General features: G+C 57.6%; 23 protein-coding genes. 14 read left to right on the top strand and 9 right to left on the bottom strand.

All coding sequences use genetic code 11. The features are described 5' to 3' along the window. Positions 1-97: 97 nt before the first annotated feature. From IEN85_RS11770 to IEN85_RS11760, 3 genes are all read left to right on the top strand, one after another. Positions 98-1,240 carry an IS110 family RNA-guided transposase gene (locus IEN85_RS11770; RefSeq protein ID WP_224772532.1) on the top strand — a complete coding sequence of 381 codons (1,143 nt, stop codon included), beginning with the start codon at positions 98-100 and terminating at the stop codon, positions 1,238-1,240. 219 nt (positions 1,241-1,459) lie between these two features. Further along, on the top strand, positions 1,460-4,279 hold the full coding sequence (locus IEN85_RS11765; protein ID WP_224772587.1) for a chemotaxis protein CheA: 2,820 nt from the start codon (positions 1,460-1,462) through the stop codon (positions 4,277-4,279). A 190-nt stretch (positions 4,280-4,469) separates the two neighbouring features. Beyond that, entirely contained in the window at positions 4,470-4,991 is a 522-nt protein-coding gene (locus IEN85_RS11760; RefSeq protein ID WP_191617284.1) for a DUF3859 domain-containing protein, read from the top strand. 67 nt (positions 4,992-5,058) lie between these two features. Here IEN85_RS11760 and IEN85_RS11755 read toward each other — a convergent pair whose 3' ends face one another. Then, entirely contained in the window at positions 5,059-6,402 is a 1,344-nt protein-coding gene (locus IEN85_RS11755) for a glycosyltransferase family 39 protein (RefSeq protein WP_191617283.1), read from the bottom strand. Positions 6,403-6,420: 18 nt separating this feature from the next. After that, positions 6,421-7,521, bottom strand: coding sequence for a tRNA dihydrouridine synthase DusB (gene dusB, locus IEN85_RS11750; RefSeq protein WP_191617282.1), 1,101 nt, complete (start codon positions 7,519-7,521; stop codon positions 6,421-6,423). Positions 7,522-7,630: 109 nt separating this feature from the next. On the opposite strand from dusB, the gene IEN85_RS11745 reads away from it, so the two are divergent. Beyond that, the gene (locus IEN85_RS11745) at positions 7,631-8,707 is read left to right on the top strand and encodes an acyltransferase family protein (protein WP_318186613.1); all 1,077 of its coding nucleotides are present in this window, start codon (positions 7,631-7,633) and stop codon (positions 8,705-8,707) included. 56 nt (positions 8,708-8,763) lie between these two features. Here the strand turns inward: IEN85_RS11745 and IEN85_RS11740 are convergent, their stop codons facing one another. After that, positions 8,764-9,681 (bottom strand): TlpA family protein disulfide reductase, encoded by a 918-nt coding sequence (locus tag IEN85_RS11740; protein WP_191617280.1) that lies wholly within the window; start codon positions 9,679-9,681, stop codon positions 8,764-8,766. Between the two features lie 230 nt (positions 9,682-9,911). Here IEN85_RS11740 and recQ point away from each other — a divergent pair, with 230 nt between their 5' ends. Together recQ and IEN85_RS11730 are read left to right on the top strand one after the other, a co-directional pair. Continuing rightward, complete coding sequence (recQ, locus tag IEN85_RS11735) at positions 9,912-11,762, top strand: DNA helicase RecQ (RefSeq protein ID WP_191617279.1); 1,851 nt, start codon at positions 9,912-9,914, stop codon at positions 11,760-11,762. A 223-nt stretch (positions 11,763-11,985) separates the two neighbouring features. Then, entirely contained in the window at positions 11,986-12,354 is a 369-nt protein-coding gene (locus IEN85_RS11730) for a GxxExxY protein (RefSeq protein WP_191617278.1), read from the top strand. 117 nt (positions 12,355-12,471) lie between these two features. Here the strand turns inward: IEN85_RS11730 and IEN85_RS11725 are convergent, their stop codons facing one another. After that, positions 12,472-13,209 carry a class I SAM-dependent methyltransferase gene (locus IEN85_RS11725; RefSeq protein ID WP_191617277.1) on the bottom strand — a complete coding sequence of 246 codons (738 nt, stop codon included), beginning with the start codon at positions 13,207-13,209 and terminating at the stop codon, positions 12,472-12,474. Between the two features lie 121 nt (positions 13,210-13,330). On the opposite strand from IEN85_RS11725, the gene IEN85_RS11720 reads away from it, so the two are divergent. Further along, positions 13,331-13,618, top strand: coding sequence for an Rdx family protein (locus IEN85_RS11720; RefSeq protein ID WP_191617276.1), 288 nt, complete (start codon positions 13,331-13,333; stop codon positions 13,616-13,618). A 55-nt stretch (positions 13,619-13,673) separates the two neighbouring features. Here IEN85_RS11720 and IEN85_RS11715 read toward each other — a convergent pair whose 3' ends face one another. After that, positions 13,674-14,027: a Spx/MgsR family RNA polymerase-binding regulatory protein gene (locus IEN85_RS11715; protein WP_224772585.1), complete on the bottom strand. Its 354-nt coding sequence runs from the start codon at positions 14,025-14,027 to the stop codon at positions 13,674-13,676. Between the two features lie 50 nt (positions 14,028-14,077). On the opposite strand from IEN85_RS11715, the gene IEN85_RS11710 reads away from it, so the two are divergent. Beyond that, entirely contained in the window at positions 14,078-15,097 is a 1,020-nt protein-coding gene (locus IEN85_RS11710; protein WP_191617275.1) for an FIG domain-containing protein, read from the top strand. Between the two features lie 81 nt (positions 15,098-15,178). Here the strand turns inward: IEN85_RS11710 and IEN85_RS11705 are convergent, their stop codons facing one another. Both IEN85_RS11705 and IEN85_RS11700 read right to left on the bottom strand, forming a co-directional pair. Next, positions 15,179-15,838, bottom strand: coding sequence for an RluA family pseudouridine synthase (locus tag IEN85_RS11705; RefSeq protein ID WP_191617274.1), 660 nt, complete (start codon positions 15,836-15,838; stop codon positions 15,179-15,181). A 55-nt stretch (positions 15,839-15,893) separates the two neighbouring features. Continuing rightward, on the bottom strand, positions 15,894-18,899 hold the full coding sequence (locus tag IEN85_RS11700; RefSeq protein ID WP_191617273.1) for an ATP-binding protein: 3,006 nt from the start codon (positions 18,897-18,899) through the stop codon (positions 15,894-15,896). Between the two features lie 304 nt (positions 18,900-19,203). On the opposite strand from IEN85_RS11700, the gene IEN85_RS11695 reads away from it, so the two are divergent. Next, positions 19,204-19,887, top strand: a complete 684-nt coding sequence (locus IEN85_RS11695; protein ID WP_191617272.1) for a 3'-5' exonuclease — start codon at positions 19,204-19,206, stop codon at positions 19,885-19,887. A 236-nt stretch (positions 19,888-20,123) separates the two neighbouring features. Continuing rightward, positions 20,124-20,852: a uracil-DNA glycosylase family protein gene (locus IEN85_RS11690; protein WP_191617271.1), complete on the top strand. Its 729-nt coding sequence runs from the start codon at positions 20,124-20,126 to the stop codon at positions 20,850-20,852. A gap of 78 nt (positions 20,853-20,930) precedes the next feature. Here the strand turns inward: IEN85_RS11690 and IEN85_RS11685 are convergent, their stop codons facing one another. After that, positions 20,931-21,098 carry a hypothetical protein gene (locus tag IEN85_RS11685; protein WP_191617270.1) on the bottom strand — a complete coding sequence of 56 codons (168 nt, stop codon included), beginning with the start codon at positions 21,096-21,098 and terminating at the stop codon, positions 20,931-20,933. A gap of 492 nt (positions 21,099-21,590) precedes the next feature. On the opposite strand from IEN85_RS11685, the gene msrB reads away from it, so the two are divergent. The 4 genes from msrB (at position 21,591) to IEN85_RS24780 (ending at position 24,378) form a co-directional block, all read left to right on the top strand. Further along, a complete protein-coding gene (gene msrB / locus IEN85_RS11680) occupies positions 21,591-22,187 on the top strand; it encodes a peptide-methionine (R)-S-oxide reductase MsrB (RefSeq protein WP_191617269.1) in 597 nt (198 codons plus the stop codon). A gap of 66 nt (positions 22,188-22,253) precedes the next feature. Next, positions 22,254-22,793: a hypothetical protein gene (locus IEN85_RS11675; RefSeq protein WP_191617268.1), complete on the top strand. Its 540-nt coding sequence runs from the start codon at positions 22,254-22,256 to the stop codon at positions 22,791-22,793. A gap of 13 nt (positions 22,794-22,806) precedes the next feature. Continuing rightward, positions 22,807-23,496, top strand: coding sequence for a leucyl/phenylalanyl-tRNA--protein transferase (gene aat, locus IEN85_RS11670; RefSeq protein WP_191617267.1), 690 nt, complete (start codon positions 22,807-22,809; stop codon positions 23,494-23,496). Between the two features lie 21 nt (positions 23,497-23,517). Next, positions 23,518-24,378, top strand: a complete 861-nt coding sequence (locus IEN85_RS24780; protein ID WP_191617266.1) for an EamA family transporter — start codon at positions 23,518-23,520, stop codon at positions 24,376-24,378. 104 nt (positions 24,379-24,482) lie between these two features. On the opposite strand, the gene IEN85_RS11660 is transcribed toward IEN85_RS24780, so the two are convergent. Beyond that, on the bottom strand, positions 24,483-26,339 hold the full coding sequence (locus tag IEN85_RS11660) for a TonB-dependent receptor domain-containing protein (RefSeq protein WP_191617265.1): 1,857 nt from the start codon (positions 26,337-26,339) through the stop codon (positions 24,483-24,485). Positions 26,340-26,401: the final 62 nt, after the last annotated feature.

The raw sequence follows: 26,401 nt of genomic DNA, 5'->3' as shown, positions 1-26,401 counted from the left end.
CCTTGTAGGTTCCCCACCATTGATTTCCAGCTTTTTGAGCCCTTCCGAGAATGAGTCCATAACTCGTCGGAGGAAGGGCTCGAAAAGCCCTCTGCAAATGGCATTTTCAGAGGATGCCAGGATCGTTCGAACCGGCGGCCACCGGTCCGAACGCGTTTCGAGTGAGATCAATCTGCGTCCGGAGCCCTCATTGAGCGAGCTCAGCGCTGAGCAGCGATCCCTCGAAGCGACCTGGCTTGGATATCAAACAGTTGAAAGAGCCCGTCATCAAAGACGCGAGCTCACCTCTACAAGACAGATACAAGCCATGAATCCCACCGAATACGACATTATCGCAATCGACATATCGAAAGATACACTTGAAGCGCTCAGCGACAAGCGAAGTTTCAGCGTATCCAACAAAGCAGACGCCCTTAGCGAGCTGACCGACCACATCGCCACCTTCAAGACGCCCTTGGCCGTCTTCGAGGCGACCGGCGGATACGAGCGAATCCTCATGCAGCAACTCCTCGCCAAGGGCCTCCCCTTCGCCAGGGTCAACCCGGCTCGAGTGCGACACTACGCCAAGAGCGAGGGGGTCAAGGCAAAGACCGACCCCATCGACGCGCGCATGATTCGCAACTTCGCGAAAGAGAAGAACATACGACCCCAAACGCCTCCCTGCGAAAAACGCCAGCAGCTCGCCGCCCTGCTCGACCGCAGAAGCCATCTGAGCGAACAGCTAAGCCGCGAGAAAAACCGGCGGCAAAACAGCGATCCTCTCATCCACCCATCCATCGAGCGCATGATCGCGATCGTGCAGAACGAGCTTGAGACGATCGAAGAGGACATCAGGGAGCTCGTCCAAAGCGACGCGAAGATGCGCTCCCAGCAAGGCATCGCCCTCTCGGTCTGCGGCGTGGGCGAAGTCACGGCTTGGACCCTGCTCGCGCACCTCAGCGAGATCGAGTCCCTCAACAGGAACCAGATCGTCGCCTTGGCTGGAATCGCCCCCTTCAACGACGACAGCGGAAAGACCAAGAAGAAAAGACGCATCCAAGAGGGTAGAGCCAAAGTCAGACGGTGCCTCTACATGGCGACCAAAACTGCTGCGGTGCACAACGAAGTGATAAGACCTTACGTCCAGAAGCTCAGGGACAAGGGCAAGCCGTACAAGTGCGCCATCGTCGCTGGAATGAGGAAGATGCTCATACACATACAAAGCCTGTTCAAAAAACTTAACTTACAGCTTGCTCAGTGACACAGTTGCTCAGCGGTTAAACTATATCCACCTCACCACGCCCCTTCCCCCTCTTGTAAAACTCCCGCGAAATAGCTCCTCCAGTCCACCGCTTTGAGTAATTCCGTCTAAAAGCAGGGGTAATTATCGGTTTTTCTACTCAAGCAACCACCCTCCCGCGACGATGATCCGGAATACGGCACTCCCACATATTCCCATCCCGCAACCGATTTTATCACCATGGCGTGGTCATCTGACGAAATAAACTCATTCGAAGAAATAGCAGCGAAACTCGCATCCGAGTCTCACCTCGCTCAACCGGGTACGGACGACGGCCTCATCCCCATCTTCAGTCTCGTCAACGAGATCACCTGGTCCCTCCCCCAGGACCCCGAAATCGTCCAAGGAGTCGTCGGAATCCAAGAGATCATCCAAGCCATGCTCGACGAGGCCAAGGTCTTCGACGAGGAGTCCGTACAAGCCATGCGCGGCTTCGCCCGCTGGTGCAGCGACGCCATCGAAAGCCTGCGCAACGAAGCCTCCATCCGCCCCTTCGACGCCAAGGAACCGGGCGGCAAAGCCGTAGCCCCCGCCGCCATCGTGCTCGACGACGAGGAAGACCAGCCTGCCGCCGAAAACGAAGCTCCGCTCGAAATTCCCGCGGACGAAACCGAGGAACTCCCCGAACCCACTCCACTCCCCGGCTTTAACGACATCGACTTTTCCACCGCCGAGCTTCCCCCGGAGAAACCTGCCGCGCCCCAGCCGGAAGCGGAGGAAGCCTTTTCCTTCGAAGAGCCTAGCTTCGAAGCCATACCAGACGCTCCTGCGACAGGAAACGAAAACTGGACCGAAGCCCGCATCGAGATCTTCGCTAAGCTTGCCCAGCAATTTTCGGCCGAGCTCCTGCTCGCTAGCGTCGGCAGCGACGAGGGCATGCTCCCCGTCTACTCCCTGCTCAAGGACTTCGAGAACGACTTCGAGACCGACGACACCGTAAGCGCCGCCGTCACTCCCGTCCTCGCCAAGATGGACGCCCTGCTCGACAACGCGGCAGCTTACGACCACTACGCCCTGCAAATCCTGACCGACTTCAACGTCTGGCTTGAAACCGCCCTTTCCGAAATCAAGTCCGGCCGCGAGCCAAGCCCCTTCTCCGCTCCCGAGGAAGCCACTCCCGCAGAGGCCGATTCCTCCCAAGTCACGAACGGCGAAGAGGAAGACGACGGACTGCTCGCCGAGTTCGCCCAATACGACGTCGTCATGGACCTCAACATGGAGGAGAACGAAGAGCTTCTCCAAGAATTCCATACCGAGGCCGTCGACCACCTGAGCCAAATCGAGTCCGCCGTTCTCGAACTCGAGCAAGACGTTACCAGCCGCAACGCCATCAACTCGATGTTCCGCTCCTTCCACACCATCAAAGGCGTGGCCGGCTTCCTCAATCTCGTTCCCGTCAACCGACTCGCCCACGAAGTCGAGTCCCTCATGGACCTCGTCCGCAACGACAAGCTCGACGTCTTCACCGGCATTATCGACCTCGTCCTCGCGTCCAAGGACACCATCACCAAGCTCATCGAACAAATCACCGACGCCCTCGCCAACGGTACCACTCCCTCGCAAGTCATACCCGTCAGCGAACTAATGGCCCGCGCCCGCTGGGCCATGGAAGGTCCTGAAGTCTGGGCCAAGAAGACCGGCGACACCTCCAGCGCTCCTGCGACCTCCCAAACGCCCGCCCCCGTCGCAGCATCTGCGGCTGAAGACCAAGCTGACGAGCCCGAAATTTCCGCGGTTCCATCCGCCCCCACTTCTTCCGCCGCGCCCGTCGCTCAACAAGAACCGGACGCCAAAGCTGCGGCAGCCGCCAAGCGCAAGGCCGCCGAAAACGCTACGATTCGCGTCAACACGACCAAACTCGACAACCTCATGGACATGGTCGGCGAGCTCGTGATCGTACAAAGCCAGCTTCTCGAAAGCTCCCGCCAAGACAACGGCAGCGGCAGCACCGCAGGCGACTCCGCCCTGCAGCGCAACATGTCGCAGCTCACCCGCATCACCAAGGAATTGCAGCACACCTCCATGGCCCTGCGCATGATTCCGGTGAAGCCTACCTTCCAAAAGATGGGCCGCATCGTGCGAGACATCGGCGCCAAGTGCGGCAAGAAAGTACGCTTTGAAACCTTTGGCGAAGACACCGAACTCGACCGCAACGTGGTCGAAGAGATCGGCGATCCGCTCGTGCACATGGTACGCAACGCCCTCGACCACGGCTTGGAAGCGACTCCCGAGGATCGTCGCGCCGCCGGCAAGGACGAGGTCGGAAACATCAGCCTCAAGGCCTACCACCAAGGCTCCAATATCGTCATCGAGCTCGCCGACGACGGCCGCGGCATCGATCCCGACCGCGTGCTCGCCAAGGCCATCGCCAACGGCATCGTCTCCGAGAGCGACCAGCTTTCCAAAGAAGAGATCTACAAGCTCATCTTCGCCCCCGGCTTTTCCACCGCTGCCCAAATCACCGACATTTCCGGACGCGGCGTAGGCATGGACGTAGTGAAGAAGAACATCGAGAAGCTGCGAGGCAAAGTAGAGATCCAGTCCGAGCTCGGCAAAGGCTCCACCTTCCGTATCCTGCTTCCCCTCACCATGGCCATCGTCGACGGCCTCGTGGTCAAGGTGGGCGAAGACCGCTTCATCCTGCCGACCACTTCCGTCAAGGTCGCCCTGCGTCCCGATTCCGAGGTGCTCGCCAAGGTGCAAGGCAACCAAGAGATCCTCAACATCCGCGGCCAAGTCATTCCGCTCTTCCGCCTCCACCAGCACTTCGCCATTCCCGGAGCCATCTCCGAGCCGAAAGACGCCACTGTGGTGGTCGTCGAGACCGGCGGCAAGCCCTGCGGCCTGCTCGTCGACGACATGGTCAGCAAGCAAGAAGTCGTCATCAAGTCGCTCGGCGGCATGATGCAGGGCATCCCCGGCGTATCCGGCGGAGCGATACTTGGAGACGGCACCATCGCCCTCATCCTCGATCCCGCCAGTCTGATTTCCGCCGCGTAATCAATTTACCGATACGAACAGCTTACTTCCCCTCCATGAATCCCGACTCTCCACAGAGTCGGGATTTTTATTTCGTAGCGCTGAGCTTTAGCCAGCGTCCGCGGTGCAGGATCCAATCTTCGACCTCCGTTGCCCCCTCTTTTTTTGACTTAACAAAACGACCTCCCCCTGCAGCTTCGTAAAGTTACCCATGAAAGCCGCCCTCCTCCTCCTCGCCCTGGTCCCCACCGTATTCCCCTTTCTCGAAGTCCCATTCGACGCCACCCTGCTCAGCTACAACCATATCCAGCGCATAGGAGGCGAATCAGTTCCCGACGACGACACTCCGACTGGCGGCAAGTGGGTCGACGACGATTACATCATTCTGCAATACAATACCTGGACCATTCCCAACTGCCTCGAGACCGGCCTACAACTGGAGGTCCGCTTCGACAACGTTCCCGAAGACCTAACCCATCTCGACCTAGAAGTTCGCTACCCACGCATGCAGCTTCCTAACGGAGGAAGCAAAGAACGCTTCCGCCGCCGCGAACCCATGCACGTCTACGACGGTTCCACCACCTTCTATTTCGGCTACTACTTCGACCACGAATACGAACAAGGACTCGGCGACTGGATCTTTACGCTCAGCCACGAGGGCGAGGAAATCTACCGGGCCAAGTTCACAGTCGTCGACTGTGACGAAAAAGCCGAAACCACCCGCGAGCACTAGCCATCACATCGTGGGAGCGTGCTCGTCACGCGATTAGTCCATTTTGTTCGCGTCCCCAAAGGCTTCGCTAAAACCACAGCTCAAGCATCGCCCGCCAAAACTGCCCGTAGGTAACCGGCTCCTCCAAGCTGATGCCAGACTGCCAATTACGAACGCACACATCGAGCACGCCCAAATTCCAAATCACCATCAGTCCCAACACCGAGCGAAACGCCCACTTAGCGACAGCCGGTCCCCGGTTCGTGACGTGCAGCAACCAACATATCCCCAAGGTCACGAACAAGGTCACCCCTTCGTAGGCCCGTCCTCCAAAAGCCGCCCCAAACCACCACGTTTCCCAAGCCGCGTTCACGTACACCATGCCCGCGGCCGAGAGCAGCATCGCCCAATAGATCCAATCCCGGCGACTGATTACGAATCCCACCAAACCAGCGAGCCCCACCGCAAAGATGGGCTGCCAATAGAACAAACCGTGGAAAGGATCAAAGAGAGTCCTCCAAAGCTCCGGATTCCCCCAAACAAAACCTTCGCCCGCGTAAGAGTAAACCAGCCAGGATCCGTACAATAACTTCCAAGCGAGCAATTGCAGCGACACGATGGCCCCGATGGCCGCGACACAAACGACAATCGCATTCAGCGTAGCTCTTCGTGTCAGGATTTCCACTACAGCGATGAGAAAAGGAAACAAAAGATAAACTCCTGCTTGATAGCGGGTGATCAGAAGCAGCCCCACCGAGACACCCAACATCAGCCAATTTCGCTTCAAGGGCGGCATCTCCCGAATTGCCAGCGACCAGTAGAAGCAGGAAACCACGCAAAGGTAAGTCAACCCGTGGGCCATGGCGTACTGGTTGAGTTGGTAATATATGAGAAAGCCCGCTAGCCAAGTCACCAAGAGCCCAAGCAAACTCACCTCCCAATCGAAGAACCGCCTCGCCAGCAAGTAGCTCAGCCACATTGCCAAGACCGCGTACAAGCAGCTACCAAGGTAGAGGAATCGCTCGTAGACCTTGCCGTATCCATCCGTCCTTACCTCAACGCCTGCCTTGTCCAAAAGCAAAGCCGTACCATGCCCCATCGCAAACCAAGGGGCATGAAACAAAGCCCAGCCGACCGGATACTTGTTGGGAATCAGGCCCCTGTCCGTGCGAGGCAAGTCCATCCGTGCAAATCGCTTTTGCCCATCAGGAATCGTATCCGTCAACTGAATATCATTCTCGAAATCGACATCTTGGTCGAGAGCTACGGAACGAAGCCAGAAGTAGTAAAAAGAAGTGTCCCAACCCCAAAGGGAGCTGACCCGACTGCCGGGTTTCAAGGCGCTGAAAGCGCCGTAACTCCCGATCCAAGCGCCCACGATTGAGAGCGCGACCAGCAAGCAGATAAACCCCTTCCCCTTAAGTTTGCTCATCGGGCGCCGCACCGTAGCTTACCACTTTTCCACCGGCCCCTTGGGCACCTTGATCTTCTCCGGAACTTCCTGAGGCTCGTGCGTGATCGACGAATACGGATCCACCGGGCGGTACTTCTCCTGCAACTCGCCATCCTCGTCGCAGAAGCGCTGCCGCCATTGTCGGTAGCCCGTCATGATCTCCTCGAAGTGGTCCATGCTTTCCACCTTGATCACCCGATCCTTGAAATACTTGGAGGGACCGAAACGCTTCGCGTACCAAACCGCCACCTTGCGGAACTGGATACAGCCCTTTAGCTCTCCATAAAATTCGATCATGCGCTCGAGGTGCACCCTCATCAACTCCACCCGTTGCTCGAAAGTCGGGTCCGGCAACAGGTTACCCGTATTCAAATAATGGAGCGTCTGCTTGAAAATCCACGGGTTGTAGAACGCGCCACGCCCGATACTCACACCATCGCAACCCGTACGCTCCAACATGATACGAGCCGCTTCGGGCGTCGTCACGTCTCCATTGCCGATCACCGGAATGGACTTTACCGCCTCCTTGACTTTGCGGATGCCCTCTAGATCCACGCCCCCCGAAAAGCCTTGGGCTCGGGTGCGGCCATGTATGAAAATCGCCGATACACCCACGTCCTCCAACGTCCGCGCCAGCTCGGGAGCCGTAATGTTCTCCGAGTCCCAGCCCAATCGCATCTTGGCAGTGATCGGGACGTTCACCGCTTCGATCATGCCTTTTACCAGGTCCCGCGTCTTGTCGTGATCCTTCATCATGGAGGAGCCGCTGCCGGTCTTGACCACCTTCTTCACGGGACACCCCATGTTGATATCGATCGACTGAGCCCCCTTCTCGGCCGCGATTACCGCGGCATCCCGCATCTCCTCCGCAACTCCACCAAACAACTGCACCGCCATCGGCTGCTCGCGGACATCCGTCGCTATCATCTTGTAGGCCACGGCCCGCCCTTCGAGGAGCGATCGGGCGTTGACTAGGTCCGTGGTCACCAGCCCCAAGCCGCCTAAACTCTTCGCAGTTAGGCGAAAAGGCAGGTTCGTATACCCCGCCAAAGGCGACAGGAACAAGTTCGATTCAAGCTCAAGACTACCAATTTTCATTGCAAATTCATCGCCACCAAAGGCATTACCCCTCCCCCTCACAACCACAAACTTTCCACCTGTGGGAGCGTGCTTGTCACGCGATTAGCAACCCAACTAGAAAGAAACCATCTCCGCAACCCCCTCCAACCAGCGATTCCAATCCCTCGACGCCCTACGCGCCGTGGCCTGCTTCCTCGTAATCTGGCAACACGTCTCCGAAAGCCTGCTGCGTCACTCCAACGGCGGACAATGGACCAGCGAGCTCGCCAACTACTTCGACTTCGGGCGAATCGGAGTGGTCGCATTCTTCTGCATCAGCGGATTCGTCATCCCCCGTACCCTCGAGGGCCCACGCCTCGCCGCCCTGCGGTCCTTCGCCATCAATCGCTTCTTTCGCCTCTACCCCATCTACTGGGTTGCGGTGGTCATCGGAATCTACTCCCTTTGGCTGGTTACCGGCCATAAATTGCCGGCCTCAACCATCCTCGCCAACGGTGGCATGATCGCAACCTTCGTCGGAGAGCCCCATATCATGGGCTTGTTCTGGACCCTCGAAGTGGAGCTCGCCTTCTACCTAGCGACCGCTCTCCTCTACCTCGGCTTCGGAAAATACAAATTCCTTTCCGCCATCGCCGGGTTCTCCCTTTCCTACGCTCTCTGGAAGCTCGACCTTCTCAAAGGCTATCAAGGAAACCTGCCAATCCTCGGCTATCTGCTGGCCATCATGTTTGCCGGATCCGCCATGCGATGCATCTACGAGCTAAAGCAGGAACCCCTCTTTTCCCGCTCGGAAAACTGGAAGAAAGCCGCTCGCATCCTTTTCGCCCTCATGGTCTACCTGGTAGCCCAGCCCGTGATCGAGGGAGTAGAAAAGAGCTTCAGCTACCCCGATCCCATGTGGAACCGCTACGGCTGGGGACACACCCTCGGGATGGCGATGTTTGTCCTCTTCTTTTTTCTGCCCAGAACCCCCAGGTGGCTCAGCCTCGCCGGGCGATCCACCTACTCCGTCTACCTCCTGCACGCGATCGTTTTCACCCTCATCGCCCGCTTCTGGCAAACCCAAGAGCTTCCCAAAACGCGGCTCGAGCTCTTCATCCTGCTCACCACCGCTACCACCTTCGGACTGGCGGCCCTCACCTACCGCTACATAGAAAAGCCAAGCATCCGCCTCGGCAAACGCTTGGCCACGAAAAACGGGTAGGAGCGACCTTGGTCGCGAAACTTCGCCAGCCCGCAAGGGTTACCTGCTCCCCGGAGCTAGTGCAGCTCGACGCCCAATTCAGCGAGGGCAATCCCCAGCGAAGGATCCGACGGATGCCCATTGTAGAGCACCGATCCCTCGCGGTCGATCAGCACCATGCGGGGAATCGAGTCGACCATCAGCATCCCGCTCAAGTCGCCCCCGTTCCGGTCAAGCAACCAAGGCACCGACTCCATCCCCTCGCGGTCGCGTATCGAAGTCGCGTTCTTGAGCTGGTCGCGGCGATCCGTGTTGATGCCCGCCACGAAAACGCCCTGCTTGGAAAGCTGTTCCTCCTTCTCCTTCAAGGAAGGCATCAAACGAATGCAGGGCCCGCACCAGCTCGCCCAAAAGTCCACCAACATCACCTCGTCGTCGCCCATCCACTCGCGGAGCGACTTGCTCTCGCCGTCCGCGCTCGCCAGCACCAAGTCCATCGGCACGCGGAAATCCGCCATGGCCGCCTCCTGAGCCGCCTCGCGACGCTGCTGGGCCAACAACTCGCCAATGCCAAAAGCTCCGTTGAAATCCGGCGCCTTCTCGTATGAGCTCACCGCGTACTTCTCGAAAGTCTCCATGTCGCCCGCCCGATAGGCCACCACGCAGCGGAGCACGTCAGCGAACCCCGCCAGCTGCTGAGCCGAGTAAAAATCCCGTCCCACGCCGTAACGAAAATCGTCGCCCGCCGCTTCGATTCGCGGAATCAGGTCAAACATAGCGTTCGCATTCCCCGTCGAAAGGGCACGGATAATCTCCGCCTCCAGTATCCAATCGGACGGCATTCCCGCTTCCTGGGCCGCCGCAAGCTCGCTAGCGAAATCCGATTCCTTATCCTTGGCTAGCTCGATCAATGCATCGTGCTCCTCCTCGCTGGCCGCAAAGCCAACAAGAGCCGACGACACAGCGGCCGCAACTGCCAAAAAACTACGGGTCATTCTGAATAACTTCATATCCCCAAGAACGCCCCAGCAGATAGCCCGCATGCAACCCAATTCCCAGCAGCTCTCAACATTCCCTGCCAATTCCCCACTTTCTCTTTCCTTCGTCGCTACCATGGCCTTCACACCTCCGCACACCTTTCCCCTTGCCCCCGCCTCGACCCCGCTTACCCCTTTGTCCAATCCGATTCACAGATCACAATTCTCACCCTTCACTCCTCCGCCCCGTGCCAGTTACCACCGCCGACAACGTCCGCCAAGCCCTCAAGAAATACTTCGGCCACGACAGCTTCCGTCCCCTGCAAGGCGACATCGTCAACGACGCCCTCAACGGACGCGACGTCTTCGCCCTCCTCCCCACCGGCGGCGGCAAGTCCCTCTGCTACCAGCTGCCCGCCGTCCTCTCCCAAGGCCTCACCGTCGTCATCTCCCCCCTGATCGCCCTCATGAAGGACCAAGTCGACGGCCTCACCGAAAACGGCATCCCCGCCACCTTCCTCAACTCCTCCCTCGCCCAAGGCGAAGCCCGCAAACGCTACGCCAAACTCTTCGCCGGCGAATACCAAGTCCTCTACGTCGCTCCCGAACGCCTCATGCTCGGCGGCTTCCTCGAAGACCTCAAAAAGTGGAACGTCTGCCGCTTCGCCGTCGACGAAGCACACTGCATCTCCGAATGGGGACACGACTTCCGCCCCGAATACCGACAGCTCGCCGAGCTGCGTAAGCGCTTTCCGGATACGCCCTTCATGGCCCTCACCGCCACCGCGACCGACCGCGTGCGCGACGACATCGTCAAGCAGCTCAAGCTCAAGTCCCCCACCAACTACGTCGCCTCCTTCAACCGCCCCAACCTCGCCTACCGCATCGAGCAAAAGCAGGCCGTCTTCCGCCAAATCCTCAAGTTCGTTCAAGCCCGCCCCTTCGACTCCGGCATCATCTACTGCTTCTCCCGCAAGGCCACCGAGCAAACCGCCGACCGCCTCCGCCAAGAAGGCGTCGAAGCCCTCCCTTACCACGCCGGCATGACCCCGCTCCAGCGAGCTAAGAACCAAGAAGCCTTCATCCGCGACGAGGTCAAAGTCGTCTGCGCCACCATCGCCTTCGGCATGGGCATCGACAAGCCCAACGTCCGCTACGTCATCCACCAAGACCTGCCCAAAAACATCGAAGGCTACTACCAGGAAACCGGACGCGCCGGACGCGACGGACTTCCCTCCGACTGCCTCCTCTTCTTCTCCCCCGGCGACGTCGCCAAGCAACTCAACTTCATCGCCGAAAAAGAGCCCCAAGAGCGAGAAGTCGCCAAAGAACAACTACGCCAAATGGTCAACTACGCCGAGTCCTCCCGCTGCCGCCGCGAGGTCCTGCTCGGCTACTTCTCCGAAAGCTGGAGCGAAGGCAACTGCGGCAACTGCGACAACTGCAACTCTCCCAAAGAAACCTTCGACGGCACCATCCCCGCCCAGAAGTTCATGTCCTGCATCTTCCGCGTCTCCCAAGCCTCCGGCTTCGGCGTCGGCATCAACCACATCGTCGACGTCCTGCTCGGCTCCAAGAACGAAAAAGTCCTCAAATGGGGACACCACCGCCTCACCACCTACAACATCGGCGGCGAACACAAACGAGCCGAATGGCAAGCCTTCGGCCGCGAGCTCATCCGCAACGAATACGTCTACCAAGACGCCGAAGCCTACGGAGCCCTCAGCCTCACGCAAAAAGGCAAGTCCGCCCTGCGCGACCGCACGCCCATCAAGCTCACCAAACTCCCCGTATCCGCCAACGCCCTACAACGCGACCGCAACCGCTCCAAAGGCGGCATCGAGTGCAACGAAGACCTCTTCTCCATCCTGCGCAGCCTGCGCAAGGAAATCGCCGACGAACACGGAGTGCCGCCCTACATCGTCTTCTCCGACGTCACCCTCCGCGAGATGGCCCGCTACTTTCCCGCCAACGAGGACAAGCTCTCCGAGATCTCCGGCGTCGGCTACAAGAAGCTCGAAGCCTACGGCGAAGCCTTCCTCGAAGCCATCACCGAATTCATCATCGCCAACCCCGACGCCCCCGAAGAATTCCGGTAGGATCTCACAGAGAAATTTTAACCACAGATTTCTCAGATTTTTTAGGATCTTCTGAAGGTGCTACTATCGCGATCAAGCACCTTCCCAATTCGACTCACAGAAGAATCGAATCCACGTTTTAAATACAATCGATTCTAAACAAATCACCTCTTCAGAAGATCCATCAAAGAAAAAACCTGAGCTATCTGTGGTCAAATAAACACAACCCGATCCCCAACTCCCCATGAATCCCCATAACACAGACCTCACCAAAACGATCATAGGTGCCGCCTACACCGTGCTCAACAAGCTCAAGCCCGGCCTCGACGAAAAGCTCTACGAGCGAGCTCTCGTTATCGAAATAACAAAACAAGGCCTCACTACCCAGCAACAAAAGCAGCACGAAGTCTACTACGACGACCAGCTCATCGGCACCCTCATTCCAGATCTCATCGTCGAAAACACCGTCATCGTAGACCCCAAAGTCGTCAAAGCCTTCACCGACACCCACATCGCCCAAATGCTAGGCTATCTCAATATCACCAACCTAAGCACCGCTCTCCTCCTAAACTTCAAAAACGCTCAACTCGCCATCAAAAGAGTATCCATCTAACCGAAACGTTTTAACCACAGATTCCTCCGATAATCACAGATCGAAGCAAAAATCCCTCTTCAGAAGATCCATAAAAAAATCTGAGCAATCCGTGGTCAAAAAAGGTTCACCCCCAACCTACTTTCTCAACACCACCATATTCCTGCGAAAGTAGTCCTTCTTCGCTTCGCTACCCGCTCCGAAAAAGCTCATCAGCCTCTCCCAATACCGAGAGCAAACGGCCGAAGCCCCTATCAACGGCCCCACCCGCACCGGCTTCCACGAATGTGAATACAATTCGTGCGAGGAAAAACCAACAGTTGTACCCACTTCCACGATACGTTGGGGCGGCATATCCCTCTCGGTAATGCCATACTGCTCTCGAGCCTTGACCGACTCAACCGCATCTGCGTGGCCTTGAGCCGGCTCGTGACAAACCAAAATCCCTCCCACTTTCAAGGCACGAAACGCGCAAGCTAACGCCTCCTTCTCATCGATCGCATGATGCAAGGAATCGTAGAATACAGCCGCATCAAATTCCTTCGAAAAACGAAGAGTTTCATAATCCGAAATCACGAAATCCAAGCTCACCGCCTCATACCTTTCCGCGTTCCTGCGAGCCAGCGCAATCATATCATCGGAGATATCCACTCCCACCACCTCATAGCCAGCCCGACTCAGAAACGCGCTCGTCCATCCCGTCCCGACCCCTAAGTCCAAAATCCGGGCCGGGGCTGGAGGCAACAAGCCCATAATATTGCCCAAATGAATCAGGTACATTCCACAATGGGGATCCGAGAACGGTTTATCGAACGCATGACGCTGTCCCGCCTCACCCAACTTCCTCAGATAATCTTTCTCGCCCGCCTTTGACATCACCTAAACCCATCCTAAAAACGGCCACTAAAGCAATCAACATTTAGCACCGCCCGCGTCACCACGAGATCCTTAAAAACCAAAGCGATCTGTGGTCAAAAACAACACAACCCGTTCACCCATGTCCGACCTTCGCAAACCACGAATCTCCATCCTTTACTGCAGCCAGTGCAACTGGATGCTCCGCGCTGCTTGGCTTGCCCAAGAGCTGCTCAACACCTTCGGCCAGGACCTCGGCGAAGTCGCCCTCCAGCCCGGCACCGGCGGCATCATGGAAATCCGCCTCGACGACGAACTCATATTCTCCCGCAAAGAAGCCGGCCGCTTCCCCGAATCAAAGGAACTCAAACAACTCGTGCGCGACCGTATCGATCCCGACCGCCCCCTCGGCCACAGCGACCGAAAATAAGCAAGCTCCTCACCCAAAAACTTCGTGTCACTTCGTGACCTTCGTGGGCAAAAAACTACCTCACGAAGCCTTCCCAAACGCTCGTATCAAATCCGCTGATACAACCGCTCGGAGTCGCCAAGAACGGACGCTTCACCAAGTTCCCATTCGCCATCAGCAAGTCCAAAGCCTCGTCCACTTCCATCTGCGGCAGCTTTTCCTTCAAGCCCATCTCGCGGTAGTCGCCGCCCGAAACGTTGAAAAGCTTACGCAAGTTCATGTCGTGGGCCGCCAAAGCTTCTTTCAGCTCCGCCTTGCTCGGAGTCACCTCGCGAATCGCGATCTCCTCAAAATCCACGCCCTTTTCTTGGAGCCATTTCTTCGCCTTGCGACAGCCATCGCATCCCTTGTACATGTAAAGCTTGTTCATCAGTCCGCAGCCAAGCGACATCTCCTCGACCACTCAATCCCCTTTTCGCCATGAACTCCCAACTCGAAACTTTCCGCCAACGAATCTGCCAACTGGGAGCCGCCATCCGCGACACCTTGTACGCTCAGCAGCATACTTCGGTAGAGGAACTTTCCGCGGTAGCGGCCCACACCACCGCCGATACCATTTACCAGATCGACAAGGTCAGCGAACAGCTGATCTTGAAATGGCTTGGCGACAACTGGCCTTCCGAATTCCCGGTTCGTCTCGTGATGGAGGGCATCGAGGACGACGAGCGGGTGACCTTTCCCGACAAAATTCCTGACTCGCGCATCGCCTACCAGCTGATCGTCGACCCCATCGACGGTACCCGCGGCATCATGTACGACAAACGCCCCGCCTGGGCTCTGATCGGCCTCGCGCCCCAACCAACAAGCCCCACCTCGCCCAAACTGGAGGACATCACCGTCGCCGCGATGACCGAACTCCCCACCTCAAAACAATACATCTCAGAGCAACTCTCAGCCATCCTTCTTCCCGACGGTAGCACGCGCTTCCATCGCGAAGCCACCAACCTGCTCAACGGCGAAACCCGACAAATCCCACACTCGCCCTCCCGCTCTACCGAGCTCAAGCACGGCTTCGCTTCCGTCGCCAAGTTCTTTCCTCAGGCCAAAGCCGCCCTCGCCCTGTTCGAGGAGGAACTGTTCGCCGCCTTGACCCCGGAATCCGAGCGAGCGGACGCCCTCATCTTCGACGACCAATACATTTCAACCGGTGGGCAGCTCTACGAACTAATAGCCGGCCACGACCGCCTCGTCATCGACATCCGCCCCCTCGCGTTCTCAAAAAACGGATACCCGCAATCCCTCACTTGCCACCCCTACGACCTCTGTACCGCCCTCGTCGCACGAGCCGCCGGAGTCGTCGTTCGGCTAGCTGAGTCGCCAGAGCTCGACATACCCTTCGACACCACGACCACCGTAAACTGGCTCGCCTACGCGAACCAGGAACTGGCCGACAAAATCCATCCTGTAGTCGAACGATTGATACAAAAACACTTTGCTTAAGGGCCGAGATCACCCCTCGCCATCCAGTGGCGGCTTCAGTATAACGTATCGTGAATTCACGACGGAAATCGTGAAAAGAACCTAGCCCTGCAGACCCTGCATTTTCTCAATCCAGCTGCGCCAAGCCTCGGGAGCTTCCGCCTCAAATTCGAGAGCTGCCCCCGAAGCGGGGTGCCTCATCCTCAAACTCCTCGCATGAAGCCCAAACAAGCCATCTGCACGCGCGTCCCCGTACAGCGGGTCTCCCAGAACCGGGCAACCCGACTTTAAAGCATGCAATCGCAGCTGGTGAGTGCGGCCCGTCTTGAGCAACCCTCGCAACCAGCTCACTCCCGAGGCTTCGTCCACACCCAAAACCTGAAAGGTGCTCGCCGCGGGCTTTCCACCGCTCTCCACGTTCGCGTAAACGCCCCTGCCGGATGGGGCAATCTGCGACTCCACCTTTTGGATACGCCGGTCCCAGATTCCTTCAACAAGAAGCCAATATTCCTTGCGCACGGCACGGGACTCGAATTGCGACGCCAGCTGCTTGAGAAATAGTTTCCCCTTGCGAAGGACCACAATGCCGCTCGTCAAGCGATCCAATCGGTGACAACACCATACCTGCCGTCCCACAATTTTCGATACAGCTCTTTCAAGATCTACCTCCCGTTCGCCGCCGCCTTCGCTCAACATTCCCGAGGGCTTGTTCGCCACCACGAAACCAGGTTCGTCTAAGAGGATTTGAGGGAGTGCTGCCATGTCGATTTGAAAGAATCGCAGCCAAGGCGCTTAGCCCACCAATCTCAATCGAATTTTACTTGGAGGAAATCAGATCCGCCTCAACTTCCTTCAAGGCATGACGGATATCGCCGAGCTTGATCGGCTTGGCCAAGAAACCATCCATCCCAGCCTCTTTCGACATCTCCATCGACTCCCCGCGCACGTTCGCCGTGAGGGCGAAGATGTAAGCTCGCTTCGAAGACGATCGATCCCTTTCGATTTGGCGTATGACCCGCGTCGCCTCGAAACCGTCCATCTCGGGCATCTGGCAGTCCATGAAGACCAGGTCGTAGTCGCATTGCTTGACCGCTTCCACCGCCTCCACTCCATTGGCCACCAAGTCTGCGGAATAGCCAAACTTCTTCAGCATCATACGGGCAACCTTCTGGTTGACCGAGTTGTCGTCCGCGACCAGCACCCGCAACGGCAAACGCTGGGCGAATTCCGCATCCGTATCCGTAGCCTTCGCTTCCGATTTCGAGACCTCATCGCGAGACGTTCCTCCGACTGAAGCCAACACATCCAGCAGCGAGGACACCTTGCAAGGCTTGTAGACCCGATGCTCGAAAACGCTCCGGCCTCCCGTTTCCCCGTAGTTGAGCAATTGGACAACCAGCTCCGGCTCGAATCCCAAAGTATCAGAAATCTCGTTACATCCAGCAGCTCCCAGTTTCGCGTCATCTTCGTCCACTAACACGATATCGAATCGTTCTGCCTTGGGACAGTGCTCGATCGACGATATCGCGTGAGCCTTCATCCCCCACCCTTGGCACAGCCTATTGAGATAGCCCCTGAGGACGGAATTCGGCTGCGCGATTAAAATCGTTTTGCCAACAAGTGCTTCCTGTTTCGCATAGATCGGGTCGGCCGAAGCCCCGCCCAATTCCTCGAAAGCGATATCGAAGTGAAAAACAGATCCGCGTCCTATCGAACTTTCCACCCACATTTCTCCGCCCATCAAGTTGGTAAGCTGCTTGCTGATAGATAGCCCCAAACCTGAGCCACCGAACTTCCGAGTCGTCGAGGAATCCACCTGCGAGAAAACCTCAAACAGACGATTCATACGGTCTTCCGGAATCCCGATTCCCGTATCGCGCACCGAGAAGTGAACCTTCCCATCCTTGGGACCATGCACGCAAAGCTCAACTTCGCCCACTTCAGTGAACTTGATCGCGTTGCCCACCAAGTTGACGAGCACCTGGCGCAAACGGGTGATATCGCCGACCACTTCGGCAGGAGTCCCTGGATCTACCCGACAAATCAAATCGACTCCCTTCTCTGCCGCCTTGGAGGCCAAGAGGTCTGCTGCCTCTTCCGCGCACTCGCGCAGGGAGAACGGGGCCATCTCGATTTCAAGCTTTCCGCTCTCTATCTTCGAATAATCTAAAATGTCATTGATGAGGGTGAGCAAGGTGTCGCCGCTCACGCGAATCGTATTCAAGTAGTCCCTCTGATACTCGTCCAATTCGGTCTCCAACAAGAGGCTCGCCATGCCAATCACCCCATTCATGGGAGTCCGTATCTCGTGGCTCATCATCGCCAAGAACGCGCTCTTGGCCCGCGTCGCCTGATACGCTTCGCTCGCCGCCTTCTTCGACTGCTTGACCGCATCGGCCAAGCGAAGGGCTAACGTTTCCGCCTCTTCCTTCTGCTCGATCAAATTCTTCTTGGCCCGATGCTCCGCTGTCACGTCGGAGGCGATGCCGATGTAGCGGGTTACCTCACCTGCCTCGTTGCAGAAGGCCCGGCCGACACTTTTGACGAATGCCTCGCTGCCATCGCCCTTGCGCACGCACAAGACCAAGTCGATATTCTCACCATTCGCTAGGCTGCTGTCGATGGAACGAACCACCCGATTCGTATCGTCAGGATCAATACAATTCATCCAAGAGTGGTAGCTTGGCTTGAAGTTCGCCCGAGAGACTCCATACAGTCCGTAGGTATGCTCGTCCCAAACGAGATCCCCCCGCTTCACGTCCCAATCCCAAATTCCGACATTCGCGCTTTCCATGGCGAGGGCGAAGCGACGCGACACTTCCTCCAGCTCCGCACTCGCACGGCGCTGTTCCGTGATATCGATCTGGATACCGAAAAATCGCTGCGTTCCATCCGCCTTCGAATCGAGCGGCTTTAAATCCAGAGATGCCCAGTAGACGCTCCCATCAGGGCGGACGCCCTCTAGCTCGAGCGAGACCGAATCTCCGATTTCCACGGCTCTCCCCAAGCGCGCCAGGTAGAGCGGGTCGTTTCGCTCCGTCCGCATGTAGGCAAAGGGCTCCGCTTGCTGTAGCTCTTCTAAAGAGGACCCGACCATCCCCAAAAAACCTTCGTTCGCCCATTCAATCTTTCCAGACGCGTCGCAAATGAACAGCCCTTCGCTCGCATTGGTGGCGATCGCGGCAAGAGGCTGAAGCTCCGATAACGCTCGGTCGCCTTCACGGCGGATCTTCGAGAGGCCTTCGCAAAGTTCCGACAGCTCCTCTTCAATTTCCCTTTTACCTTCCGGACCCGCTAAGCCGAAGGTCTTGCGGATCTGCTCGCTCTTGCCCCTTACCGCTCCCAGCAAACTTCGATGATAGGCAAAGAACATCCCGCAAAAGCACCCCCATGTGCACAATACAACCACCAAGACGGCGGAGAAGGCAGACTCCATTCGCTCGGCAACGTTCGATCGGGCAACTCGCCAACCGCTTGCCGTCTCGGATCCGAACTTTGCCGGACCGGATACATAGACCCAACCCTCTCGGTAAGCGACCCCTTCCTGGCTCCGGTAGACGAGGCGAAGGGTGTTCTCCTTGGACAAGGAACCGATAGCCAGGTTCTCGTTCCCCAGGAGACTCCCATCCGTGAGCACTGAATAGAACTCGACCCCCGCTTCCCGCGGAACTTCCGCCCCATCCAGCAATACGCGCAATCGTGCCGTCTCTGCGGATACGATCAGTTTTTTCGCGACGAACTCGCTGCTCAAAAAGCCGAGCATGCTCGTCACTGCCAGAGCAATTACGCTCCAGCGTAGCTGGATTTTGTTGAACTTGGTCATGGGAAGTGGGAGACCGGGCAAGGGATTGATGCTCGCGAGTGAAGCGGCACCTGTAAGTAAACGGCAGCGAACTTGCATACCTGAAAAAGCGGCCTACATTTTTTGTATTCGCGCCTCCTATTTGGCTCGCAATTCGTAACTCTTGATGAATCCTGCCGCATTCTCAAAAACGCCTCCCTCGTACTGAGAACTTTTTGTCAAAATTCGGCAACGGAGGAACGAAAACTCGTCAAACACAGTCTAACGACCGATAGATAAAAGTAATCCTGCTCAACCACCCGTGAAACCGCTCTATTCAACGAAAATGCCATCATTCCATCCCTTGCTCGGCGTAAGGGAGCTGGTCGCATTTGACCTCGAGACTACCGGTCTTCGCTACAAGCAGGAGGAAATCACTCAGATCGCTGGCGTGCGCTTGGGCGGTTCCATCATGAACGTGGAAGACAGCTTTTGCACCTACGTCGACCCCGGCAAGCCGATCCCGGAAGACATCCAGAAGCTCACTCGCGTGCGCGACGAGGACGTCAAAGGCGCCCCCAAGCCCATAGAAGCCCTGCAAGCCTTCTCCGAATGGGTAGGCGACGCGACCCTCTTCGGCCACGACATCTACCGCTTCGACTTCAATTTCATTCGCAAGTACGCACGACAGGATAACGTCGAAACACGGACCGTTCGCTTCATCGATACCATGGATATCTTCGAAGTGATGTGGCCGGACTTCTCCCGCCTGCGCAACTCTCTCGACGACATCGCAGAACGCCTGTCCGCTGGCTTGTCTTCCATGCGAAGGCACGACGCTCAAAGCGATGCCATCCTGCTCGCCCACATCTACCAGCGAATCCAGGATCACCCTGAGCTCGAAAAGCTCAGCACCCGCGTCCCGGTGCACGAGGAAGAGATTCCCGCGCTCCCCGTCGCGAAACGCAAGAAGGCCCAATACGATAAGTCCGAAGCCAAGCGTTTCGACTACCTCGCCTACTCCTTCTAAAGCCAGCGACTTCCGCCGACGGCCGAGGGCGAAATGCCGTCCTAGGATCCCGGATACGCCATCCCCGTATCGGCCTGAAAACCTGCGCTCAACGCAGGACGAGGTCATCATTGCCCCCTCCCTCCGCGCAAACGAAATGCGACCGCCCTCAAGGTCCGGCACGATCAGGAATTCATCGCCGCAACCGATGAGCAAACAAGTTTGACCCCCACTGGGCGAGCGCTTCCAATCGCCCGATGTCCCTCGCTCCCAAACTCGCAAAAGCCGCAAAGGAACTCTGCAAGACAGTCGACCGCCTCACTTTCTCCGAACCTGTGGCCTACGTCTACAACCCGCTTGGGTACGCGTGGAAACCTCACCACAGATACCTCGAAAAGTACGCCAGCAACAAGAAGCGAATCGTCTTCATGGGCATGAATCCGGGTCCCTGGGGCATGTCCCAAACAGGCGTCCCCTTCGGCGAAATCGACGCCGTCAAGAACTGGATGGGCATCGACGAGCCAGTGGACAAGCCTGAACCGGAACACCCCAAGCGCCCCATCGTCGGCTTCGAATGCGAAAAGTCAGAGGTTTCCGGACGTCGCCTCTGGGGCCTCTTCTCCGAACGCTTCCCCAACGCCGAGGACTTCTTCGCCGAGCATTTCGTGCTCAACTACTGCCCGCTCGTCTTCATGGAGGAGAGCTCGCGCAACCGCACCCCCGACAAGCTGCCCGCATCCGAGAGCGCCCCCCTCTTCGCAGCCTGCAACCTGCACCTGCGCCGCTGCATCGAAATCCTGCAGCCCGAATGGATCGTCGGAGTTGGCGGCTTCGCCCAGGCCCAAGCAAAAGAGGCTCTCGCCGGACTGGACCTGAAGCACGGGAAAGTCCTGCACCCATCCCCCGCGAGCCCCGCCGCAAACCGCGGCTGGTCAGCCGCCGCCTCGAAGCAGCTGCTCGCCCAAGGTATTTGGAGCGATCAATAGCGCTGCACGGAAACAAAAAAGCCACCGCGCAATCACGGTGGCCGAAATCAAAATCCGCTCCAGATTGCGGAATATCAACTACTTGCTCCAATCGATACCGTCGAAGTTCGAGCGGTAGGAGTCGCTGAAGCAATTGCGAGGAGCATCGCCCTTTCCGTTTTGCCCTCCCGTTGCCGTGGAGGTCGACGACTTCGCTGGCGCTGCATTTGTGCTAGTAGTTGAGCTGCTCTTCTTTTCGTCTGCCATTGTAGTGATAATGGGTTAAAGCGCCGGATAAATGAAACGGCACCTTCGCTGTCAATTCCATTCTATCGACCGGAAACCACGGGGCAAAAGCCGATTTGAATCCAATCGCCCCTCCCAATCGTACTCCTAGTTGAAGGCAGATCGCTCGACCGAATTAGCGAACAGAATAACGGATCGAACTTACTGGCAAGACTGCCCGCAGCCTTGCGGCTTCGCGAAAGGCAACACTTCCGCAGCACGAATTTGGGAGCTCGGACAATCGTCCCTAGAGGAGGCTCCCGACCATGCCGAACTCGCGAGAGGCTGGGCTTCACGAAGCTCAGGCGAGCGGCAAAACGAAAGCGGCGAGGGAAAGCCCCGCTCTCGCCGTCGATCAGGCCGCCAAGCGCACCGCTTGGCGGCTTCTGCGTCAAATGCCTCCGGCAATCGGAATAAACCGCAAACCGTTTGCCTCTCTACAGGAAACAAGCACATCTTAGCCCCCAATCGCCCATGAAACATCAACTTGCCACCCTCGCGGCCCTCGCGCTCGCTACAACAACTTTCCTCATGGCCTCAAAAGACGACAAGACAAACGCACCTTCCACCCAACAAACGCCCGAGGAACTCGCAGCCTGCGCCGTTCCCTCCGAGGCCCAGACCACCGCCTTGGAAGCCTTTAAGAAGACGGACTCCGAGTGGAAAAAGCTGCTCGACCACAACCAGTACCGCGTACTGCGCGAGCAAGGCACCGAACCGCCCTTCCGCAACCAGTACTGGAACAACAAGGACAAGGGCGTCTACCTTTGCGCGGGTTGCCAGGTTCCCCTTTTCGCCAGCGCCCAAAAGTTCGATTCCGGCACCGGATGGCCCAGCTTCTGGGATTCCATCGAAGTCAAGAACGTCGGCGAAACCGTGGACACCAGTCACGGCATGACCCGTACCGAAGTGCACTGCAACCGCTGCGGCGGGCACCTCGGCCACGTCTTCCCCGACGGCCCTCGCCCCACTCGCCTGCGCTACTGCATCAATTCCGCTTCCCTGGAGTTCGTCGCCAAAGCCGACCTGGAAGACCGCCAGCTCGCAGCCTACGCCAAACACGCCAAGTAGCCACAGCAAGGCCTTCGCGCTCCGCAAACGACTGGACATCGGACTGGCTTGCTAGAAGCTGGCCCCATGTCAGCGTCACTTCAGAAGCTACTCACCGAACAAGCTCCCAACACCTCCGGCCTGCATGAAGCCATGGCCCTCCATACCGAGGCCATCTTCAAGGAGTTCAATGGCATCTTGCCGCTCTTCCTCGGCAAGCGCGAAGGCGGCCCCTTCGTAAACCTGACCCTGCCCAACTCGGTGACCGAGAGCAGCGAAGCTCTCCTGCAAACCATCTGCGACCTCATCTGGGTCTACAAGCTACGGGTCATCTCATTCGTATCCGCAATTCGGATGCCAAACGAAGAAACCGGCCAACACGAAATGAGCGCCGTGCTGATTACAGCTGACAAGGCCCATGCCTACTTTCAGCTTCCCTGGAAGCTCACGTTCGACGAAAACCAAGACATCACCGCCGCCCAGCGTTCCACTGCCGCCAGCGACCTGATTCCCCGCGAAATCTGGAGCCAGCTTTTCGCATCCAAGGTCACTCCCGACAACCGGACCATCTCCTACGATCGCCTGATCGAGCGGTTCGGCAGCGCCGACGAGCTTCCCCAACCTTAGTCAGCGAAAACGCGTGCCCATCTTTCGACTACGAGAAGATCCGATTTTTCCCGATCCGGAACTCGCGGAGGAAGAGGGCATCATCGCGATCGGCGGCGACCTCAGCCCCGAGCGCCTCGTTGCCGCCTATTCCTGCGGCATCTTCCCGTGGTATTCGGAGGGCGATCCCATCCTGTGGTTTTCTCCCGACCCGCGCATGGTCCTCTATCCGCAAAACTTCAAGCGCAGCAAAACGCTTTCCCGCTTGGTCCGCTCTGGCAAATACGAGCTGCGCATCGACCACGACTTTCCTAGCGTCATCGCCAACTGCGCAAAGATTCCACGCCCTGGACAGGACGGCACTTGGATCACTGGCGACATGCAGGAGGCCTACGTCCGCCTGCACCACCTTGGCCTCGCCCACTCCTTCGAAACCTACCAGGAGGGCAAACTCGTTGGCGGACTCTACGGCGTCTCGCTCGGAAACGCATTCTTTGGAGAATCGATGTTCCACCATGCCCGCGACGCCTCCAAATTCGCCTTCCATGCGCTCGTCGAATTCGCCCTCGAAAACCGTTTCGACTTCATCGACGCCCAGCAACCGACCAAGCACCTACGCAGCCTCGGCGCCCAAGAAGTCCCCCGCAGCGCTTTCCTGAAAGAGCTCGCTGCCTCCCAGCGCCACCCCACTCTCCAATCCAGGTGGGTCACCGCCCGCAGCTAATTTCCTCCACCCCTTCTCACCGTGATTTTCCTCATCGCCGTCTCTCTGATCTGGGCCTTCTCTTTCGGCATTATGGGCCGACTCACCGGACTCGATTCGACCTTCGTAGCCACGATCCGCCTCTCCATCGCCTTCCTCTGCTTCCTCCCCTTCTTCCGTTACCGCAAGCTGCAAGGCAAGGAGGCCATTCAACTCTTCGGTATCGGAGCCCTCCAGTTCGGCGTCATGTACGTAAGCTACATCAAGGCCTACGCCTTCCTGCCATCGCACCTCGTCGCCCTGTTTTCCGTTCTCACCCCGCTCTATATCGTCGTTGCCCACGAGTTGGCAAAACGCCGTTGGAGCTGGGCTCTTCTCGCTTGCGCCGCCCTATCCATCGCCGGCGCTTCGGTCATCAAATTCAGCCAAGCGCCCGAGGGATCGTTCTGGATCGGCTTCGGTTTGATGCAGATCGCCAACATCGCCTTCGGCCTCGGACAACTCCTCTACCGCTCCTGGAAACATCGACGTAGCGATATCGCCGATAGCGAGGCGATGGCCGCGCTTCTCGCCGGCGGGGCAGTTCTCTCCCTGCTCGGATTCGCTCTGTTCGGCGACGCCAGCAAAACCGCGCCCAGCCCCGAACAGTGGTACGTCCTGCTCTACCTTGGAGCGATCGCCTCCGGTCTCGGCTTCTTCTGGTGGAACAAAGGCGCGGCGCTCAGCTCACCGGGCGTGCTCGCCGCATGCAACAATGCCGTGGTACCGCTCGCCATGGCCGCGTCCCTCTTCGTCTTTGGCGAAGCCAAAAACATTACCACCGACTCCATACTCAAACTATCCATCGGAGCGACCCTCATCTTTGCCGCGATCGTTTGGGGCAAGCGGCTCTCCAAAAACTGAATACAGCAAGGATTCACCTTTAGCCTATTCCCTAGAGCAAAAAAAGCGACGCAGGCCGAAGCCCACGCCGCCAACTACCTGCTAGGTAATTTTTTTTGGATACGCTACCAGCTGTAGCGGGCTCCTACGCTGAGTTGACGCCCGCGCCCGGGCGTTCCTGGAATCTCTTGAAAATCATCCTCCCACAAGTTCTCGACCGCCGCGTTCAACTCGAGCCCCTCCATTTCAGGCACCGCATAGTAAACACCAAGATGCGTGAAGAATGCAGCGTCGTCGCCCTCTCGCAAAACGTTGTCCGCCTGGTCGCGGTACTCGTTGTCGACGCGGATCTGGATCTGTTCCGTAGCGCTCCAAACCGCCGCCGCAGTGAGACGAAGCTTCGCATAGTTCAGCGCGTAGAAGCTGGCGTCTACCGACGGATCGCCGTAGTCCTCATCCTTGTCCAGAAGCGTAGCGCTCGCTAGCAGCTCCAATTGGCCAATCCGCTTCGAACCGATCACTTCCAAGCCAAAGGTGTCGATATCCACGTTCTTGGCGGAACGGGCGCTGGTTGCCCCAAAAGAATAAGTCCAGTCAACCAAGTCCGCATCTTCGCGAACGAACGCCGCCGCCTTCACGCTCCAATCGGATCGCTTCACGGTCGCGCCCACTTCCACGTTGCGCGAAACCTCACGCTCGAGGTTGGGATTGCTTGCAAACAACCCACCGGTTGCTCCACCAACCGCGGTGTATCCGGAAACCTGTGACGCTTGCGAAAACGACAAATAGTAGCTATCGTCCCCGTTCGTCCAAGACAGGTCCGCGATCGGCGACACTTCCGAAGCATCACGATTAGTGTCGTCGTAGCTGAGGCCCGCTCGCAGACTCAAACGTCGCTCACCATTTTCCGACAACAGAAACTCCGGCAAGATCGAAACCTTCGCGTAATCGCGGCTGGTAAAATTGTTCTCCAGATTCGTCGATTCGATTTCGTCCGTTGCCAGCTGGACCATGTAGTTGAGTTTCAATACATCGCTCAACGCCTGCACTCCGTTGAGAGCAGCGGAGCTTACTTCCGTCTGGTGAACGAACGAACGGTCGGCCAGCGAAGCGCGGTTGAAGAGATAGTGGTCGTGGTGGCGACGATGATACACGGTAGCTTCCCATGAACTTTCCGGGCCATAGCTCTGAGAATGGTTAAACAGGAACAAGCTCGTACGCACTTCGTCCGACTCGTTCGAGCCGTAGGGAGCCGCATAAAGCTCCGGCCACGCAAGATACTTGGACTGATAGCCCGCAAAGAAATCCGTTTGCGTGCTCTCGCCTACTCGTTGGACACGACCGCTATAGCGAACGAAGTTATGATCTCCATTTTCGATAGAACCCGCAGACTCGGAACGGGACAGCTCCACTTCCGCTCCCCAAACCGCAGCGTCTTCTATCGAGAACAAAGTCCCCTGGTGCAATCGCTGGTAGTTTAAGCTGTTGTCTCCAAATCCCGCTGCAGCGCTGCCACCCGGAGAGATTTCCGTCCAAGAGTAGTCCACCGTACCTACTGTGCTGTTGAAACCAGCGAAGGCGTTGTCACCCGCAACCAAAAGTCCCGGGCCTTCCAACATCTCCGGGGCGATCGGAATTTCCGCGAAATAGTGGCCGGTTTGAGGATCTAGCAAAGTCGCCGCGCCGACACGAAAACCCGTGTTCTCGAAAATTCCGCCACGGATGCTCACGTCCCCTTGAGCCTCCGCGATGTTGCGCACCTGCAAGTCAAACTGCGGATTCAGCTCCAATCGCGAAACCGGAGCGCCATAAGTCGACGCAGGCTCAACCGTCGCAGTATGCGAACTGGTTACGTAAAGCTCTGGAAGCTCCACCGAATAAGCCGGATCTTCCTGAGCCTGGGCGGCGGCAGCGCCTACTCCCGACAAAATCGCCAAAAAGGCAGCTTTCGAGTAACGATTCGATTGCGATACTGAGATCATAAGATCTTCGAAAGATATCAAACTCGCCCATTAGTAAACATAAAAATGCTTTTACTTAACAA

Source organism: Pelagicoccus enzymogenes (assembly GCF_014803405.1).
GTDB classification, from domain to species: Bacteria; Verrucomicrobiota; Verrucomicrobiia; order Opitutales; family Opitutaceae; genus Pelagicoccus; species Pelagicoccus enzymogenes.
This window is presented reverse-complemented; position numbering and strand designations above follow the sequence as displayed.